Here is a 17,974-nt window from a genome sequence, read left to right as displayed (position 1 = left end):
CGTCAGATGTGTATAAGAGACAGGTTCAAATGCATCTAATTGATGTAAAATAAAAAAACACGTGTATAAATGTCCGGACCAAAGGAGAAACAGGCTATGACAAAAAGTGCATTTATTAAGGAGGTCCACGATGCAGAAGCGATGCTGTATCATGTGGCCAAATCCATTTTAAAAAATGATGCAGATTGTTGTGATGCTGTTCAGGAAACACTTGCGTCGGTTTACAAAGGGATACTACATAAAACAACCAAATATGGACTGCCAACCTACTGAATTTACCGCCCTATCGAGACACAGGGCGGTTTTTTCATGGGCAGGGAAAGGAGGTATCCCTATCTGTGGGGCTTGACTGGAAACGGTTAGGCCCTTTTTTCATGCCATCAAATAAGAAGGAGGTAATGCGAATGGCCGATGAAAAAACAAAAGTTGTGACCGACGCAACCGGGCCGGACGCTGGCCCGGCCCCGGTACAGCCCGAGGCGGGCGGCGGAGCTCCGGCACCCAAGCAGGAACAGCCTGCCCCCGAAGCGGGTTCCCCGGATAAGGCCCCGGCTCCCGAGCAGGCGGCACCCGCCCAGACGGAGAAAGGCGCTGACGCTCCCAAGGAACAGAAAGCCGCCAGCGTGTCCGTCTTTAACTTCTCTGAAATTATGGCCGAGAAGAAAGCGGCGGAAAAGGCCGCCGCACAGCAGGAGGCAAAAACACCGGATAAGGTGGCTCCCACTTCACCGTCCAAGGAGGCCGGGCAGAAGCGGGAACAGCCCAAGGAGCAGGAACAGCCCCCGAAGCGCCGGGGCCGCCCTCCCAAGGAGGACAAGGCCAAGTCTGCCGCTCCCGCACAGAAGGAGGCTCCCGGTAAAAAGGATAAGGCGGCGCAGAAGCCCGCTCCCACCAAGAAGGGCGAGAAAGCCCCCAAGGCTCCCAAGCCTGCCAAGGGTGCGCCAGAGGTAAAGGCTCCCGTTCAGGCTGAAACGCCCCCGGCCCCCGCCGAGGCTCCCCGCCCGGCCAAGGACGAGCAGATTGTTTACCTGAAACTGTCTGACCTCCACGCCTTCAAAAATCATCCCTTCCAAGTCCGCAACGACGAGGAAATGAAGGCTATGGTGTCCAGCGTCCGGGACAAGGGCGTGACCCAGCCCGCTATTGTCCGGCCTCGTGAGGACGGCGGCTATGAAATTGTGTCAGGCCACCGCCGCCAGAAGGCCAGCGAGCTTGCGGGCTTTACAGATATGCCCTGTATCATCCGCAACCTGACGGACGAGCAGGCCATCACGCAGATGGTGGAGGACAACACAAACCAGCGTGAAAATATCCTGCCGAGTGAGCGGGCCAAGGCTCTGAAAATGCAGTTGGAGGCCATCAAGCACCAAGGAGCCAAGGAGGCCACTTCGGGCCAACTTGACCCGAAGGACACCGGGCGGCGTTCCAATGAGATTGTGGCCGAGCGAAACAAAATGACCGTCAAGCAGGTGCAGCGGTATATCAAGCTCAACGACCTTGTTCCCGATTTGCAGAAAATGATGGACGCCGGGCAGATCAAGTTTACCCCGGCTGTGGAGCTGGCCTATATCAAGCCCAAGAACCAGCGGTATATCGCCGTAGCCATCGAAAGCCAGCAGTCGGCCCCTTCTCTCTCGCAGGCCCAGCGCATGAGGGAGCTTGACCAGAAGGGCGTTCTCAACGGAGATGTGATCGACGGCATTATGATGGAGGATAAGAAGGAGGTAGACAAAGTGATTTTGACAGGTGCGGAATTAAGCAAATACTTCGGGAAGGAAACCACCCCGAGGGAAATGAAAGACCAGATCATCAAGCTGCTGGACGACTGGAAGGGCCAGCAGAAGGAAGTGGCGAAGCCGGAGAAAAAGGCTGCCCAACAGGAGAAGTAACGCCCACTTCGGGCCAACTTGGCCCGAGGAGCTATGCGGGGCTCTGCCCCGCACCCCGAAGCTCAAAGGATATTTAATATTCCCCGTCGCCGGTTTTCAGGTAGCATATCCGGGAAAATCAGTCAAGGGCCACAGCCGCCGCAGGCGGTGCCAAAGGCACCCTTGACGGATTTCTCCCGGTTATGCTTTGAGGCGGCAAGCGACGGGGATATATATTCCTTTGAGCCGTCCCCCTTCCCACGGGAAGGGGCGGAGGGGATGGGCTCTTTTCGCCTGACTACATTTCATCAGAATGGAGGGAAAACCTTGAAACGACCTTTAGCATACATTACCGCCGCATGGTGCGGCGAACCTGACACGGATATGGAACTGGCCGCCCGCTACTGCCGCATGGCATACGAAGCGGGCTTTTCTCCTATCTGCCCCATTCTCTACCTGCCGCTGTTCATCAATGACGCTATCCCGGAGGAACACAAGAACGGGATCGATATGCGCCGGGATATGCTGCGCCGCTCTCATGTGCTGGTAGTCTGCGGCGGCGAGGTGGACGAGGATGTGAAGAACGATATTGCCGTTGCCAAGCGGCTGAATATCACGGCCACCACCCTTGACGGTATCCTGACCGTCAACCAGCAGGGCCGCCATGATGTTTGAAGCCTATGTGACCAATCTGGGGATGTACCCGGAGTATGGGGTCGAGGTGGGGGAATATCTGAAATTCCCCACGACTGCCGAGGAAGTGCGGGCTCTATTCTCCCGGATCGGCATAGACGGCATACGGTATCAGGAATACTTCATCACCAACTATGAGAGCGATGTGCTGGGGCTGTATGACCACCTCGGGGAATACGAAAGTCTTGACGAGCTCAACTATCTGGCGCACCTTCTGGAAGAAATGACCCCGGACGAGCTGGAAAAGCTGGAGGCGGTCATGGACGCCGGGGAGTACACAGGCAGCGTCAAGGACTTGATAAACCTGACCCAAAACCTCGACTGCTTCGAGTTTTACACCGGAGTAAAGGACGAGGAAGATTTGGGCCGTATGTATCTTCTGGAGGTTGACGCTCTCCAAATCCCTGAGTATTTAGTTGACTACATCGACTATGAGGCATACGGGCGGGATGTTCGTATCAACGAGGGCGGTCACTTTGCCCCCGGCGGCTATGTGTTCAACAATCAGGGCAAATTCGTTGAGCACTATACCGGGCTGGACGATATTCCAGACGAATACCGTATCTCCAATGTCCATGCCCGGGACGAGAAAACGGAAACCCGCTCCATCTTGGCAGCCATTAAACAGTTTCAGGAGGCTCCGCCTGTCCCCCATAAGGACAAGGCGGGGCCTTCCCATGAGGAACGGTAGACCTCGGGCCAACTTGGCCCGAGGTCTTATCGTCCGGGCGGCTCTCCGGGGGCCTCCCGGTTTTCCTGACCCACCCGGAGGAAAGGAGGCAGTATGCAGGAATATGTAGAAGAACGGACAATCGCTATCTCCATAAAAGCGGCCAAGCTCTCGGGTCGGGCGCTGGTGGCGGCCTGCAAAAAGGTCTTTGAGGAAATAGCCAAACAGCAGTCGGCGGCCAAGCGGCCCCACGGCAGGCAAAGCGTTAAAAAGCTGATGAACCACTACGGCGGCAAAAGCGCCATGAAATATGTGGGAGCCCCCAAGGACTTTGACCGTATCGCCAAAGAGTTCCATGTGGACTACGCCTTTCACAAGACCAGCCCCGGCCACTATCTGCTGTTCTTCAAGGCAGATCAGGCAGACGCCATTACGGCGGCCTTCTCCAAATATACGGAAAAGGTCATGGGCCGCAAACAGGATAAGCCGTCTATCCTCGGCCAGCTCCGTCAATTCGTGGAACAGATAGCGGAAAGGCCCAAACAGAAGGAACGGGCCAGAGAGGCGGTGAAGGAGGAACGGTAAGCAAGAAAATCAAGAAATATGTACTCCCATATTTCCCCTATCTCATAGCCTTTTGGTTTTTCTCCAAGTGCGGCACCGCCTACCGCATGGCGGCGGGGGCCAACCTCGGGGAAAAGCTGTTCGGCATGGTCAAGACCATCGGCCCGGTGTTTCAGAGCTATGTGCCGGGGCTGGGGCTCCTTGACCTCGCCGTGGGCGTGGCCGGGGCCGTGATACTGTACTTTGTGGTACAGTCCAAAATCAAGAAGGCCCGGAAATTTCGCCGAGATATGGAATATGGTTCTGCCCGCTGGGGTACGGAGGCAGATATAAAGCCCTTTGTAGACCCCAAATTTGAGAACAATGTCATCCTGACCGGGACGGAATTTCTCACGATGAACACCCGGCCCAAGATCCCGGCCAACGCCAGAAACCTGAACGCCTGTGTCATCGGTTCGTCCGGCTCGGGCAAAACGAGGTTCTGGCTGACACCCCAGCTCCTTCAAGCCCATTCGTCCTATGTGGTGGTAGACCCCAAGGGCGGCACCCTCTCCCAATGCGGCTATTTCCTGCAACGGAAGAAGGGCTACAAGGTCAAGGTATTCAACAGCATTGATTTTTCCAAGTCCATGCACTATAACCCCATGTCCTATATCAAGACGGAAAGTGATGTGCTGAAATTCGTCAATGCCTTAATTGCCAACACCAAGGGAGACGGCAAAGAGGGGGACGAGTTCTGGACGAAAGCGGAAACGCTTTTGTACTGCGCTCTTGTGGCCTATATCGTCTTTGAGGGGCCGGAGGAGGAGCGCAACATGAACACGCTGGTAGAAATGATAAACAGCATGGAAGTAAGGGAAGATGATGAAAGTTTCAAGAACGCCGTGGACTATATGTTTGACGGCCTCGCCAAGCGCAATCCCCAGCATTTCGCTGTGCGCCAATATGCCAAGTACAAATTAGCCAGCGGTGTAGTAAGTTTGAAGAGACTTCTTAATCAATCAATTTTAAAGAGTTGGAGCTCCAAAATGATTAAAAAGTCTCTTGAGGCTTATTTTTTTACCTTAAAGAACAAAATTGTATTTTGTAAAAAACAATTTTAAAACATGTCCGTATTTTGTTTCGTCAGTACAGAGATTGTGTAAGGAACTTTAAAAAGATGACACGAAATCAAAAAAATGTAGTAAGGGGGCTGTAAAAAGACCTCTGAGCATTTCGTTTAGTGTAAAGAACTTTTTTACTTCTTACACGAACTTTGAAAACGAAACAGCCTGCCCATAGTGATACCAGAACTGAATAGGCATTCAGCGTGTCTTTTCTGGTTAATACGTCCCGGAAACATCAGCACCCGGTACAGGAACGGATATGGGATGAGAACAGGAATTTAATAAACAAAGGAAGGAGGACATCTGACTATGACAGAGAAACAAGGATTCATGACAGCGTTGTATGAACGTCTTAGTCGTGATGATGAATTAAACGGAGAATCCAACAGTATTTCGAATCAGAAGAAACTGCTGGAACAATATGCAAAAGAACATGGATTTACCAATCTTGTTCATTTTACTGATGATGGTATCTCCGGTACAAGATTTGATCGTCCAGGCTTTCTTGCCATGATGAAAGAAGTTGAGTCAGGGAAAGTCGGAACGATCCTGATTAAAGATATGAGCCGAATGGGAAGAGATTATCTGAAAGTCGGACAATATATGGAGTTGCTGCGACAGAAAAATGTCCGCCTGATTGCAGTCAACGAGAATGTAGACAGCTTCCGGGAGGACGATGATTTTACTCCATTCCGAAATATCATGAATGAATGGTATGCAAGGGATACCAGTAAAAAGATAAAATCCACTTTCAAGGCGAAAGGGAAATCCGGCAAGCATGTGGCAAGTACAACACCGTATGGGTATCTGAAAGACAAGGATGATCCGAATGTATGGATCGTTGATGAAGAAGCAGCTGTAGTTGTACGGAGAATCTTTCACATGACAATGGATGGATACGGACCATATCAGATTGCCAGGGCACTGAAAGAGGATAAGGTTGAGATACCAGCGGTTCATATGGCAAAGAAAGATGCCGGATTATGGAAAGGCAGAGTAGAAGAAATCAAAGATCCTTATGGCTGGGGCTCTTCTACTGTTGCCGGTATTCTAAAGAAAAGAGAGTATCTTGGTCATACAGTGAACTTCAAGACCAGAAAGCATTTCAAGGATAAGAAAAGCCATTATGTATCTGAGGATAACTGGACGGTGTTTGAGAACACGCAGGAAGCAATCATAGATCAGGAAACTTTTGACAATGTGCAGAGAATCCGAAGCAATGTGAGAAGGTATCCAGATGGATGGGGAGAAGCCCACCCACTGACAGGTCTGATGTATTGTGCAGACTGTGGTTCCAAAATGTATGTTCATCGGGTAAATAATGGCAAGCGAGTTCCACAATATACCTGTTCTGCATATTCTAAAGTTCCGGTTGGAACACTCTGCCAGACACAGCACAGAATTAATGCCGATGTGGTTATGGAGCTGATTAAGGAACTTTTAAAGGCTGTTGCGGAGTATTCACAGTTGAATCGTGAAGAATTTTTGGAGACAGTAAAAAAAGCACAGACTTCACAGCAGTCCAGTGAGATCATAAGATTGAAAAGCAGATTAGCAGAAGCAAAAAAGCGTGTGCAGGAACTGGAAAAACTGATCTGCAGAATCTATGAGGACAATATTCTTGGCAAGCTGCCAGATGAACGTTATGCGATTCTTGACGGACAATATTCTAAAGAACAGAAAGATTTGTCGGCAGAAATTGCAGATATGGAAGCTGAATTATCAGGTTATGAAGAAGGTCGCAGATCAGCGGAGAAGTTTATTGCTCTGGTTGATAAATACCAAAACTTTGATGAATTGACCACTTACATGCTGAACGAATTTGTTGAAAAGATTGTGGTTCATGAGCGTGACCGAAAAGGAAGCATTGAGACAACTCAGGAAGTGGAAATCTATTTTAATTTCATTGGAAAATATTTACCGCCACATTTCGGTGAGGTGGAAATGACGTCAGAGGAAATTGAAGAAATGAAGAAGCGGGAAGCCAGAAAAGACAGGCTTCATCAGAATTACCTGAAAAGAAAAGCAAGTGGCAAGCAGCAAGAATACTATGAACGGACAAAAGCAAAAAAGAAAGCTGAAATGGATGCAAAAAAAGAGGAAATCCGTCAGGAAGATATTGCAAAGGGTGTGTTCGTTCCGGTATCACTGCTTCCACCTGCAGAACCGAAGAAAGGAGTTGCATCAGCATGAGTAAATTAGAAAGAATCGTTCACGATGACAGCAATGGTCTGGATTATATCCTTGTCGGGGAAATCTATCTGCCACTGATCGCTGTGTCGGAAGAAAAGCGTGATATTGGCTTTTATGGAAGCCTTCACAGAAACTATCTGAAAGACTACAAAGGTGGCTTATATTCCTATCTGACATTGACTGGGGAACTCTGGACTTACCTTGCAGACTTAAATGAGCAGTGCGTAGAATACAGAGATTTTCTCATGAATCAGATCATGGAACAGGAAGGTATTACAGAGGAATTGAAAAGCAGAGATCAAATGGAATGGGTTCGCCGGGCAAACAATGTGAGAAGCCGGGTAGATGAAATCATTTTAAATGAATTGGTGTATGTGTAGGAGGGGCTTATGAGATACCGGATTGAATATGCAGACGGAAGATGCTGTAATTATGTAAACAGCAGAAAAGATTTGTTGGATTGGCTGAAAGCACTGAAAGATGAAAAAATTGTTGATATCCGAAAAGTGTACAAAAACGGTGTTACAGATTCTGTGATAGACAGCTATCGCAGTTATCTGAAACAGTGAAAGGAATGGGACTCTCAAATACACAGGAAGTATTTGAAAATGTGAATGAGTAAAGGAAATGGCATTAACCGTAAAAAGTTAGTGCCTTTTATTTTGTCTATTATTATATTTCCACAAAATCCGATGCAGAGGATTTTTGAAAAACAGACGGAACGGAGATCATGCCGAAGGGACAGCGGCAGGAATTACGTTTTGTCTGCCGGGAGTACAGAGGACTGGAAGTCCTTTGTGCCTGGATTGCAAAGGGAGGCAGCACCTTGCTGGGGTTAAGGGGCGAAGCCCTTAGCAGGTTAAGGGCGGCAGCCATTGCCCAGTGATATGGCGTTTCGCCATATGGTACTGGGTACTATCTGTAACGGCGACAGAGCCTTTAAGCAGCTTCGCTGCAATCCCTTCGGGGAAACAACTTGAAAGAAAGGAGAAATGTGAAATGAAAGGAACAAGGCATAATGGCAGATCTGGGAAAAATGGAGTTTACAATCCGCTTCATAATGATCGGAGATTTAATCCGGAACACAGTGAGCATATCGACAATGAAAGAGTCCGGCAAAATATTTACTGGGATTGCTATCAGGGATATACCACAATGGAAGATCAGGGAAAAGAGAATAATTTTTCTTTTGAACAAATTGAGCTGGCATTCTATGAAGAGCATTATGGAAATTACGTTATGAAGCAAAATGAGAGACATGTGAAAGCCAGACACCCAGACAGATGCAAAGAAGTGGAAGATGTTTGGAAAAACAAAAAGACCTGTCCGGAAGAAAGTATCTATCAGCTTGGAACAATAGATGAACATGCTTCTGTGGAAACCCTGATTTTAGTATTTGACGAGTTTAAGAAAGAGTTCGATAAGCGGTTTGGCTCTAACGTGCATATTATTGATTGGTCGCTACACATGGACGAAGCAACACCTCATATTCATGAGCGTCATGTTTTCGATGCTACAAACCGATATGGAGAAATTGAGCCGAAACAGGAAACAGCATTGGAAGAACTTGGATTTGAACTTCCAGATCCAGAAAAGAAGAGATCAAAGACAAATAACCGCAAGGTTGTTTTTGATTCTGCCTGCCGGACAATGTTTTTAGATATCTGTAAACGTCACGGACTGGAACTTGATGAAGAACCATCGTATGGTGGAAGAAAGTATTTGGAAAAACAAGATTATATCCGTATGAAGCAGAAAGAAGAAATTGCGAATCAACAGGAAACAATTCTTATGCAGATTGATAAGGTGAACGAGAATCGTCTGGAGCTTGCAAAACAGTCAAGGTATGTGCGTGCAAATGAAGAAATTATTCAGTCACAGGAAGAAAAAATAAAACAGCAGGATACAGAATTTGCAAATAATTCAGACCGTATATTCAAGCAGGGTGATCTAATTGAAGAACAGAGAGAGGAACTGAAACAGCTTACCGTCCGTATTGAAGATGTGGAAACCTTGCTTGATGAAGTATCCAGTGAAGCTTATGACAAGGCAGTGGAGAAAGTAGCAAAAGAAGCAATGCTGGCTACCAGAAGAGATGATATCCGTTTGGCAGAAGATTCTAAAAAGTGGATTCAGGATCCGAAACACAAGGCTTCCAAAAGAGAAAAGGATTATGCAATAAAAAGACTGGACGGGCTGATAAGAAAAATAGAAACTGCAATGGAAAAAGTGGTCATACGGATTACTAAACAGTTAAAACAGCCAGAGAAGAAAAAAGCTGTTGTAGAAGAAATCAAAAAAGAAGTGAAGCCATCTATCAGGGAAAGACTTGCACAGAATGTAGCAAAGATTCAAAGAGAAGAGGCAGAGAGAAAACAACTGAATAAAGGAAAATCATGTTCTAGTGATCTGGAACTATAAGGGCATTTTGTTGATTCCGTAAGGACAGGACAAAGTGCCTTTTTGTTTTTGAGTAAAAAGTGATTCCCGGATTTGGGAAGCAGTTATAAGAAAGCGAGGAAATGAATTGGGATTATTTGATGAAGTAAAACAGAACGTGACTGTCCGGCAGGCTGTTGAATTGTATGGATTGAAGCCCAACAGGAGCGGACTGATCCGTTGTATTTTTCATAATGACAAATCACCCAGTATGAAAGTTGACCGGAGGTATTACTGCTTCGGGTGTGGCTGTACGGGAGATGCGATTGATTTTACAGCACAACTGTTTGGCATTGGACTGAAAGATGCTGCTATGAAGCTGGCAGATGATTTTAGGATTCTTTATTCCGGCAAGGACAGGGAATCACTGCAGAACAAGAGACGTGTTCCAATAAAAAAGCCGAAGCCGACACCGGAAGGACTCTGGCAGAAAAAATATCTAAGATGCCTGAGAGCATATCTGAATTACCGTAGCCTGCTTCTGGAATGGAAAGAGCAGTATGCACCAAAAACATGGACAGAAGAATGGAATGAAAAGTTTATGATTTCTCTCAGTGAACTGACGGTTGTTGAGTATTATCTGGATATTTTGCTCTTCGGGGATAGGGCAGATAAGGAAGTCCTTGTCAAAGAAAAATGGAAGGAGATGGAGAAGATTGAGCAATGCGAAAGAGAAGATAAAGGAGATTGCTACAAAAGAACAGAAAGATGCCATGAAAGAAATGCTCCGGATGGCAGATAAAAGTAAAGTCGATGAAGTGAAACAGATGCTGGAATATACACAAAAGGGAACTGCGAAAGCAACGGTAGGAAATTATATGGTCGTGCTGAGAAATGATCCGCTTGTGCGTGAGAGCATGAAGTACAACAAGCTGACAGGCAGGATTGATATTGTGAAAAAACTCTGGTGGAATGAGGAAATCTGCAAACTGGACGATGATGGCAGGACTTATTTTTATTATTTCTTTGAACGGTATTACAAGCTCACAAGTGAAAAATGTATGGATAAGGCACTCCGCATAGAAGCCAACAGCCGGGCATACCACCCAATCTGTGAGTATCTGGAACAACTGGAATGGGACGGACAGGAGCGAATCCGTTATGTACTGCAACGGTATATGGGAGCTGATGCTTCGGATTTTGTCTATGAGGTTGTGAAACATTTCCTGATGGAAGCGTTGAGCAGAATCTACCGTCCGGGTTGTAAGGCAGATGAAATGCTCTGTTTGGTAGGTCAGCAGGGAGCCGGGAAATCCACATTCTTCCGTTTCCTTGCACTGAATGATGACTGGTTTTCTGATGACCTGAAACAGTTGAACGACAGTAAGATATATGAGCATCTCCGGGGACACTGGATCATGGAAATGTCAGAGATGATTGCAGCAATCAGTGCGAAAAGCAATGAAGAGATCAAATCATTCCTGACCAGGCAGAAAGACACTTACCGGAATCCCTATGATAAATATGAGGAAGATCGGAAGCGTCAGTGTATCTTTGCCGGGTCAACGAACACAAGGCAGTTTATTCCCTTTGACCGTACCGGGGCAAGACGGTTCCTGCCGATTGCCATAGACAGCAGCAAGGCAGAGAAGCATATCCTTGATGATGAAAAAGAAGCCAGAGCCTATTTTGACCAGCTATGGGCAGAAGCAATGGAAATCTACTGGTCAACAGAGAATAAGAGCAGTCTGTTGAAATTCTCAAAAGAAATGGAACAGAAGATCAGTGAATACCGGAAACAGTTCACACAGGAAGATACGATGGCAGGAATGATTCAGGGCTGGCTAGATGCCTACAAGGGAACTCATGTATGCTCCGTCCAGATTTGGAAAGAAGCCTTTGACCATTTTGAACGGGAGCCGAAAAAATTCGAGACAAATGAGATCTGTTCCATTATGGATACACAGATCACCGGCTGGAAGAGGGATGGAATCCACAGATTTTCAAAGGAAGGATATGGCAGACAGAGAAGCTGGGTCAGGGAAGGAACAGAAGAGGGTGGCAACGAACCGGACAAAGACGGATTTACGAAGCTGACGAAGGCAGAACAGTTGGAGCTGCCATTTGACCTGCCCGACAGAGAGAAAGGCTGATTTTGATATCGGAAGGCTACAAATCTTCTGTAAATTTATCGCTTGTTGACAGATTTGTTGACACCTAAAACCCTTATATTTACTGGCGTTTCAGCTTTTTTTACAGGTGTCAACAAGAACATTCAAAAAACTTTCCAGTAGTATTTTGGAAAATAAAAAAACAACCAGTAAAAAGTTTCAAACCCCATGTTGACACTTATGTTGTCAGGGTACAGATAAACTTCCGGCAGGGACAAAGACAATCCTCTCTCTGTCGGGCACAGGAAAGAAAGGAAAAAATGATTATGGAAAAAATGATGAATACAAAAACAGAGGGGAACACATTTACAAAGAAAATCGGGCAGACAGTCTATGTTGTCCGTTATCATTTCAATGAAGATGCAAAGGAAACAATGCAGGAGAAGATTAACCGGATGCTGGTTACAGAAGCAAGCCGAATGGCAGTTTATTAAAATTAGGTGGATGTAAATGAAGAAAAAATATGATATCATGTGAGTAACAAATCTGAAATTATAAAGGAGGTTTAATCGAAATACTATGAAGAAAAAAATATGCATTATTATTTTATCTATCGTTATTGTATGTTCTTTGTTATCAGGATGTGGTGATAAGCATACAGCAATAATAATGAAAAATGCAAAAGATTTTACTCTTACACAAGAAATATCAGAGAGTTTCAAGCAAGAAAACTATGGAATACAATCATACGCATTTTTAAAATATATTCAAGAGAACTTGCCAGGACGAATTGCGGGTACAGAAAAGGAAAAGGAAATGGCTTCGTTTATATCTGCTATTTTGTTAAATGGTGGATATTCAGAAAAGGATATAAAATTAAATTCTTTTGATATTGAGGAAGGTGTTCCTATGATGGACACATCTGGAGAAAATATTTTTGATGGTGGTGAAGATAGCCAATCAAGTCAAAATATTGAAGTAATCAAAGAAGGGCAATCGAAAAAAACTATTATTGTTGGAGCTCATTATGATAGTGCAGGAACACATGGCGTAGATGATAACGGCTCAGGTGTAGCTGTTGCATTAGAAAGTGCATTGCGAATGATAGATGTCGAAACACCATATACGATTAAATATGTATTTTTTGGTGCAGAAGAGACAGGAATGCATGGTTCAAAAGAATATGTTAATTCTCTTACAAAGAAAGAAAAAGACAATATTGTGCTAATGATAAATATAGATAGTATTCTTGCAGGAGATAATCTTTATTTGTATGGAGGACGCATAAATGATAAAGGTGTTGTTAAAGATGTAGAAGCTGTAAATAAGGCATTTGAAATTGCAAAAAAGGCAAATTTACCAATGCAATTAACACCAAAAGGAAATGTTGATTATCCATATCCAACAGGGCAAAAGAGAAGTGACCATGCTCCATTTAGTGATATAGGAATTCCTTATATTTATTTTGAAGCAAATAATTGGCTCAATGGTTTACCAGTAGAAACAGAAAATCATGGATTGATTATGCATTCCGATAAGGATGATTTGTCTTTTATAGAAAACGAATATGGAAACCGTGCAAAAGATACAATGGCTAATTATTCTCACTTACTTCATTTAGTATTACAAGAAAACAATTGGGAATAAAAAAGGAAGAGAATTACAGCTTGTAGCATTCAAAATTTAATATGAAATGTGAGATAGAGCGTATGGAAATAATCTATACGTTCTATTTTTTTGCCTTTTTGAAAAAAGTGATTAAAAAACTATTGACATTTTGTTACTGGCAAGACAGCGAAAAGTATTTTGATTAGCTGTGGAGCCCGGCTGGCCCCCTTTGACATAGCGGAGCTTCGGGAGATTATGAGCTATGACGAGTTGGAGCTTGACAAGCTCGGGGACGAGAAAACGGCCCTGTTCTTCCTGATAAGCGACACAGACAGTACCTATAACTTCATCGTAGCTCTTGCCTTTTCGCAGATGTTCAATCTTCTGTGTGAGCGGGCCGACAACAAATACGGAGGCCGCCTGCCCCATCATGTACGGGTGCTGTGGGACGAGGCGGCCAACACCGGACAGGTGCCGGGGCTGGAAAAAATCGTGGCCGTCATTCGGTCACGAGAGGTCAGCCTGACCCTCTTTTATCAGGCCATGAGCCAATGCAAGGCCCTGTATAAAGACAACGCCGAAACCATCATGGGCAACATGGACAGCATTGTGTTTCTGGGAGGCCGTGAAGCGTCCACCCTAAAGGACATATCGGAAAACTGGCTGGGCAAGGCTACCATCTCCATGCAGACGGACAGCCGCACACGGGGCCAGTCGGAAAGCTACGGGCTCAACACCCAGCGTTTGGGTCGGGAGCTTTTGACCACCAGCGAGATCACCACCATGCCCGGAAACAAGTGCCTGTTACAGCTTCGGGGCCTGCCCCCGTTCTTTTCGCCCAAGTATGATTTGAAGCAGCACCCCAACTACCGCTATACAGCGGAACATGACAGTAAACGGAACGCCTTCCATCTGGAACGCCTGACCTCCCGGCGATTGAGACTAAAGCCCGAGGAAGAATACACGGTGTACGAGGTGGACGCCTCCGACGAGGACGCTAACATTCTCAATTATGATGATTTGGACAGCGCAGACGATTTCGTTTAACTGATAGATGGACTTCGGGCCAACTTGGCCCGAGGTTCGCCGCCGCCTGAAAGGGCGGTTTTTTGTTACCCACAATTCAATCTTTTATCAAATGGAGGAAATGTATATGGAATTTTTTGCTTCTGCTGTTGACACTCTGAAGGTTCTGGTTATGGCTATCGGCTGCGGCCTCGGCGCATGGGGTATCGTAAACCTGCTGGAAGGTTACGGCGCCGACAACCCTGCCTCCAAGAGTCAGGGCATGAAACAGTTCATGGCTAATTAAAGGGAGCAAAAAGAAAGGAAAAGCACAATCCAGACGGTATCAGCGGCAGGTTACAAGAATAAATTGTGATTACACAAGATTGATGTTATAATAAGAGAAAAGTTCCTGCCGGGGCAGCCGCCCCGGCGGTATGGATAGAAAGGCAGGAAAGCAATATGCACATCAGCTATAAACCACTCTGGCACACACTGTTAGAGCGTGATATGAGAAAAGAAGATTTAAGGCTTGCCGCTGGTATGACAACGAATATGATTGCCAACATGAGCAAAGAGGGAAAGCACATCAGCATGGACACATTAGCCCGTATCTGCGAAACGCTGAATTGTGAGATTACCGATGTGATTGAGTTAGTACCAGACGAGCTTGCTTCCACAGGAGGTAAGGAACATGAACGAATTGAAACCAAGAATAACGGAAAACGGAATTGATTATATCCTTGTCGGAGATTACTATATCCCGGATTTGAAGCTGCCGGAGGAACACCGCCCTATCGGAAAGTACGGACGGATGCACCGGGAATATTTAAGAGAAGTCCACCCAGCCAGATTGAACACATTGACCCTGACCGGGGAGTTATGGACATACCTTGCAGACCTGAATGAACAGGCACAGGAACGGTTAGACACCATCATAGAGCAGATGAAAACTGCCGAGGGCGTAACCGAGGAATTGAAGCGTACTTCTCAAATGGAATGGGTGCAGCGTTGCAATAACATTCACAACCGGGCAGAAGAAATTGTATTGCATGAGATGATTTATTCATAATGGTATGGTAGAATGATTATGACAAAATAGAGTTTGAAGGGGGCATGAAAATGGCAATCTCAAATATAAATACGATTATCAATGATGATATTCATAAAGTTTGGGATATTGTTTTTGCTGTTGATAAATATAGTGAGTGGCGAAGCGATTTAAGCAAAACAGAAATCATAAATGATAAGCAGTTTATTGAGTACACGAAAGACGGATATGCAACTATATTTTCTATTACTGCTGTTGAGCCATATAAACGTTGGGAATTTGACATGAAAAATAGCAATATGACCGGGCATTGGATTGGTATTTTTACAGCTAAGGGAAATGAAACACAAATTGATTTTACAGAAAATGTGACACCTAAAAAGTGGTTTATGAAACCTTTTGTAAAACTCTATTTGAAGAAGCAGCAAACTCAATTTGTTCTGGACTTAAAAAAAGCATTGGAACAACAATGTTGAAGTTGTAAAGGAGAGAATACTATGAATAGAATCAAATATGCAGAACAGTTATATGCTCTTATTTCTATGTGCTTAGGCTGTGCTTTTATCGTTTTTGGTTTGCTTAGTTTTATTGGAATATTACAGCCTACATCAACGTCAATAGTCCAAAGTCAAAGGAACATTGGGATTGTTTTTTCTGTACTTGGTGTCGCTTTTTTAATTGCACAAGCAATTTTTACAGCTCTTGCTTCTGCAAAGAAGAAATCCTATTACGAGTTGATTTCTAACGGAATTAAAGTTAATGGGATTGTAGAAAAAGTATATATGCAGAAGTTTCTACAATATGGGAAAAAGTCCCCGTACAGAGTTCTTTACAGCTATACATACGGAGGGAAGATTTATCATCACAAAAGCCATCTCTTATGGGATAAGCCGTATATGAAAGAAACAGATTCGATTGCAGTATATATAAATGATTCAGAGAAATCGGCAATTCAATTATAGGGCGTATTTTAGTTGTATCCTTAGTTTATCGCCCTAAATTTTAACTGAATAACCACAGCACAAACCGCTGCTACATGGAAGCCAACAAACCATGCAACAGCGGTTTTTCTTTATCGTTTTTTCCTCTGGCTGATAGGCGTTCCCATTTTCTTTGATTTTTTGAGAATCCGAATGAGCCAGCGAAATTCTTCATCTGACAGATTTTTATAGTTGATACCAAGCTGCTTGCAGTAAAGTACAACGAGCTTTTCATCCCGGCTGCCCTTGAAATTTTCGACCGCTTCCAGATTTTCTTTCAGTTCATCGACAACGGTGGTCTGGGGTGCACTTTCACTGTCCTTTTTGTGGGCTTCTCGAATATCCCGGATAATGAGGCTGAGGTCATCCAGAACCATGTGGCTGAAATATTCATCATCACTGATATGGGCGGCTTGCAACACTTTCAAATGGGGGTCGTCTTCGCCGGGGCGATACCGTTCAACGATTTCATGCCGGACGGTATCGACAAGGGCGTTGAGGTTTTGAATCTGCATGGTGGCAATCCCATCCACATAAATCTCAATGTCCGCAAGAAACTTGATAAAGTCCTTATGTGTGGCAAGTTCGCACAGCAGACGGTTGTTAATCCGACCGCTTTTCAGAAGTGCTACCATCTCATCACTCAAATGCAGCTCCCTTAATGGCGTGTTGATCTCCGCCCGGTTCTCTGCCCGGCAAAAGAGATAATCGAGGGAGACCCCATAAAAATCTGCCAGCAGGATAAGGTTGCCATGATTGATTTCCTTATAGTCATCTTTTTCATAACTGCCAAGAGCCGATTTTGAAATACCCGTTTGCTCAGCCAGTTCTTCCAGTTTTAATCCTTTGTTTAATCGTAAATCTTTTAGCCGTTCCTGTATTGTAGTAGCTCCGTTCATTGAAGCAGTTCCCCCTTTCTGACGACATTTATAACCGTTGAATTGATTATACCATATCAATTCCGCAATCGTGGAAATTTCTGATTTTTACCCCTAATTCCTACTTTGTGGACATACGGCACAGGGCACAAAAATGTTCTATGATACAGGTAGTTCATCGATGGATTATTCCAATCGAATGACCAGCCTGTGTGGGATATGCTTTCCCGGCGATGTAGTGCCATGACTTTTGGCAGGGATATGGAGGAACCCTGATCAAAACGAGCGTACCAAAGGGAGCGATACGCCGCTGTGAGATTCAGGGGAGGAACGACACCGGGGAGAGCTGGCGAACTGACACCGAAATGATACCGAAACACGACAATCTGATAGGGGGACAGTCTACCCTATCGCTGATACTTCGGGAGATTTTAGGCGGTTCTATGGCTGTAATTTTTCCAAAAATCGCCCCGAAACCATACACGAAAACGGGAGGAAGCGCAATATGCCGAGAATGAGCAAAAAGAGGAAACAGGAGCTTTCCTTTTACCTCAATGACCGGGGGCGTGTCACTTACAACGAATTATGCCGGAAATGCCAGCATGGGTGCAAGCAGAGCTTCCGGGCGGTTGTGATTGACTGCCCCCGTTATTTATCCAAACGAGCAAAGAAAAAGGAGGAACACACCGAATGAATTTTGAATTTATGACGATAGACACACCATTGCCGCCCTGTATGCCTTTTCCCAGAGCGTTGACAGGATTTCCAGTCAGCAGCACCGCAAAGGTCATGTACTGCCGGATGCTGGACGCTATGCTATCCAAAGGGCAGGAGGACGAGAACGGAATCCTGTTTGTCTGCTTCCCTG

The 17,974-nt window shown here is 45.3% G+C and carries 22 protein-coding genes and 2 pseudogenes; 23 read left to right on the top strand and 1 reads right to left on the bottom strand.

Going from position 1 to position 17,974, the window contains the following annotated elements; translation table 11 throughout:
• The first annotated feature begins 96 nt into the window (after positions 1-96).
• The 21 genes and pseudogenes from H8S54_RS00120 to H8S54_RS00020 all read left to right on the top strand — a co-directional run bounded on the left by H8S54_RS00120 (position 97) and on the right by H8S54_RS00020 (position 16,210).
• Entirely contained in the window at positions 97-273 is a 177-nt protein-coding gene (locus tag H8S54_RS00120; protein ID WP_243176578.1) for a hypothetical protein, read from the top strand.
• A gap of 131 nt (positions 274-404) precedes the next feature.
• A complete protein-coding gene (locus tag H8S54_RS00115; RefSeq protein WP_243176577.1) occupies positions 405-1,889 on the top strand; it encodes a ParB/RepB/Spo0J family partition protein in 1,485 nt (494 codons plus the stop codon).
• A 306-nt stretch (positions 1,890-2,195) separates the two neighbouring features.
• On the top strand, positions 2,196-2,543 hold the full coding sequence (locus H8S54_RS00110; protein WP_186900658.1) for a DUF7768 domain-containing protein: 348 nt from the start codon (positions 2,196-2,198) through the stop codon (positions 2,541-2,543).
• Positions 2,536-3,252 carry an antirestriction protein ArdA gene (locus H8S54_RS00105; RefSeq protein ID WP_186900660.1) on the top strand — a complete coding sequence of 239 codons (717 nt, stop codon included), beginning with the start codon at positions 2,536-2,538 and terminating at the stop codon, positions 3,250-3,252. The genes H8S54_RS00110 and H8S54_RS00105 overlap by 8 nt, the downstream gene beginning before the upstream one ends.
• Positions 3,253-3,345: 93 nt before the next feature.
• Positions 3,346-3,816, top strand: coding sequence for a PcfB family protein (locus H8S54_RS00100; RefSeq protein ID WP_186900657.1), 471 nt, complete (start codon positions 3,346-3,348; stop codon positions 3,814-3,816).
• Positions 3,817-3,824: 8 nt separating this feature from the next.
• A complete protein-coding gene (locus tag H8S54_RS00095) occupies positions 3,825-4,898 on the top strand; it encodes a type IV secretory system conjugative DNA transfer family protein (protein WP_186900659.1) in 1,074 nt (357 codons plus the stop codon).
• Positions 4,899-5,210: 312 nt separating this feature from the next.
• Complete coding sequence (locus H8S54_RS00090; protein WP_118587816.1) at positions 5,211-7,094, top strand: recombinase family protein; 1,884 nt, start codon at positions 5,211-5,213, stop codon at positions 7,092-7,094.
• Positions 7,091-7,474 carry a TnpV protein gene (locus tag H8S54_RS00085; protein ID WP_118404145.1) on the top strand — a complete coding sequence of 128 codons (384 nt, stop codon included), beginning with the start codon at positions 7,091-7,093 and terminating at the stop codon, positions 7,472-7,474. The genes H8S54_RS00090 and H8S54_RS00085 overlap by 4 nt, the downstream gene beginning before the upstream one ends.
• Before the next feature lie 9 nt (positions 7,475-7,483).
• Positions 7,484-7,663 carry a hypothetical protein gene (locus H8S54_RS00080; RefSeq protein WP_118404143.1) on the top strand — a complete coding sequence of 60 codons (180 nt, stop codon included), beginning with the start codon at positions 7,484-7,486 and terminating at the stop codon, positions 7,661-7,663.
• Between the two features lie 161 nt (positions 7,664-7,824).
• The gene (locus tag H8S54_RS00075; RefSeq protein WP_158568533.1) at positions 7,825-7,980 is read left to right on the top strand and encodes a hypothetical protein; all 156 of its coding nucleotides are present in this window, start codon (positions 7,825-7,827) and stop codon (positions 7,978-7,980) included.
• A gap of 113 nt (positions 7,981-8,093) precedes the next feature.
• On the top strand, positions 8,094-9,515 hold the full coding sequence (locus H8S54_RS00070) for a serine/arginine repetitive matrix protein 2 (protein ID WP_118566199.1): 1,422 nt from the start codon (positions 8,094-8,096) through the stop codon (positions 9,513-9,515).
• 106 nt (positions 9,516-9,621) lie between these two features.
• Positions 9,622-10,275, top strand: coding sequence for a CHC2 zinc finger domain-containing protein (locus H8S54_RS00065; protein WP_181976202.1), 654 nt, complete (start codon positions 9,622-9,624; stop codon positions 10,273-10,275).
• Positions 10,256-11,626: a virulence-associated E family protein gene (locus H8S54_RS00060; protein ID WP_118404165.1), complete on the top strand. Its 1,371-nt coding sequence runs from the start codon at positions 10,256-10,258 to the stop codon at positions 11,624-11,626. The genes H8S54_RS00065 and H8S54_RS00060 overlap by 20 nt, the downstream gene beginning before the upstream one ends.
• Positions 11,627-11,910: 284 nt before the next feature.
• Positions 11,911-12,078: a transposon-encoded TnpW family protein gene (locus H8S54_RS00055; protein WP_080786840.1), complete on the top strand. Its 168-nt coding sequence runs from the start codon at positions 11,911-11,913 to the stop codon at positions 12,076-12,078.
• An 85-nt stretch (positions 12,079-12,163) separates the two neighbouring features.
• Entirely contained in the window at positions 12,164-13,231 is a 1,068-nt protein-coding gene (locus H8S54_RS00050) for a M28 family metallopeptidase (protein WP_118404137.1), read from the top strand.
• Between the two features lie 135 nt (positions 13,232-13,366).
• Positions 13,367-14,239 (top strand): annotated as a pseudogene (locus H8S54_RS00045) (VirD4-like conjugal transfer protein, CD1115 family); the annotation flags it as partial.
• Positions 14,240-14,345: 106 nt separating this feature from the next.
• Complete coding sequence (locus tag H8S54_RS00040) at positions 14,346-14,504, top strand: Maff2 family mobile element protein (protein WP_118572185.1); 159 nt, start codon at positions 14,346-14,348, stop codon at positions 14,502-14,504.
• Between the two features lie 155 nt (positions 14,505-14,659).
• Complete coding sequence (locus H8S54_RS00035) at positions 14,660-14,932, top strand: helix-turn-helix domain-containing protein (RefSeq protein WP_110441883.1); 273 nt, start codon at positions 14,660-14,662, stop codon at positions 14,930-14,932.
• A complete protein-coding gene (locus tag H8S54_RS00030; protein WP_118651405.1) occupies positions 14,892-15,269 on the top strand; it encodes a TnpV protein in 378 nt (125 codons plus the stop codon). Before H8S54_RS00035 ends, H8S54_RS00030 begins: the two co-directional genes overlap by 41 nt.
• Positions 15,270-15,319: 50 nt before the next feature.
• On the top strand, positions 15,320-15,724 hold the full coding sequence (locus H8S54_RS00025; protein WP_117554236.1) for an SRPBCC family protein: 405 nt from the start codon (positions 15,320-15,322) through the stop codon (positions 15,722-15,724).
• A gap of 21 nt (positions 15,725-15,745) precedes the next feature.
• On the top strand, positions 15,746-16,210 hold the full coding sequence (locus H8S54_RS00020) for a hypothetical protein (RefSeq protein WP_117554235.1): 465 nt from the start codon (positions 15,746-15,748) through the stop codon (positions 16,208-16,210).
• A 110-nt stretch (positions 16,211-16,320) separates the two neighbouring features.
• On the opposite strand, the gene H8S54_RS00015 is transcribed toward H8S54_RS00020, so the two are convergent.
• Positions 16,321-17,127, bottom strand: coding sequence for a helix-turn-helix transcriptional regulator (locus H8S54_RS00015; RefSeq protein ID WP_186900656.1), 807 nt, complete (start codon positions 17,125-17,127; stop codon positions 16,321-16,323).
• A 484-nt stretch (positions 17,128-17,611) separates the two neighbouring features.
• On the opposite strand from H8S54_RS00015, the gene H8S54_RS00010 reads away from it, so the two are divergent.
• Both H8S54_RS00010 and H8S54_RS00005 read left to right on the top strand, forming a co-directional pair.
• Complete coding sequence (locus H8S54_RS00010; protein ID WP_003020302.1) at positions 17,612-17,800, top strand: hypothetical protein; 189 nt, start codon at positions 17,612-17,614, stop codon at positions 17,798-17,800.
• A pseudogene (locus H8S54_RS00005) lies at positions 17,797-17,974 on the top strand (DeoR family transcriptional regulator); the annotation flags it as partial. The gene H8S54_RS00010 and the pseudogene H8S54_RS00005, both read left to right, overlap by 4 nt.

The organism is Blautia segnis (genome assembly GCF_014287535.1).
Lineage (GTDB): Bacteria > Bacillota > Clostridia > Lachnospirales > Lachnospiraceae > Blautia_A > Blautia_A acetigignens.
This window is presented reverse-complemented; position numbering and strand designations above follow the sequence as displayed.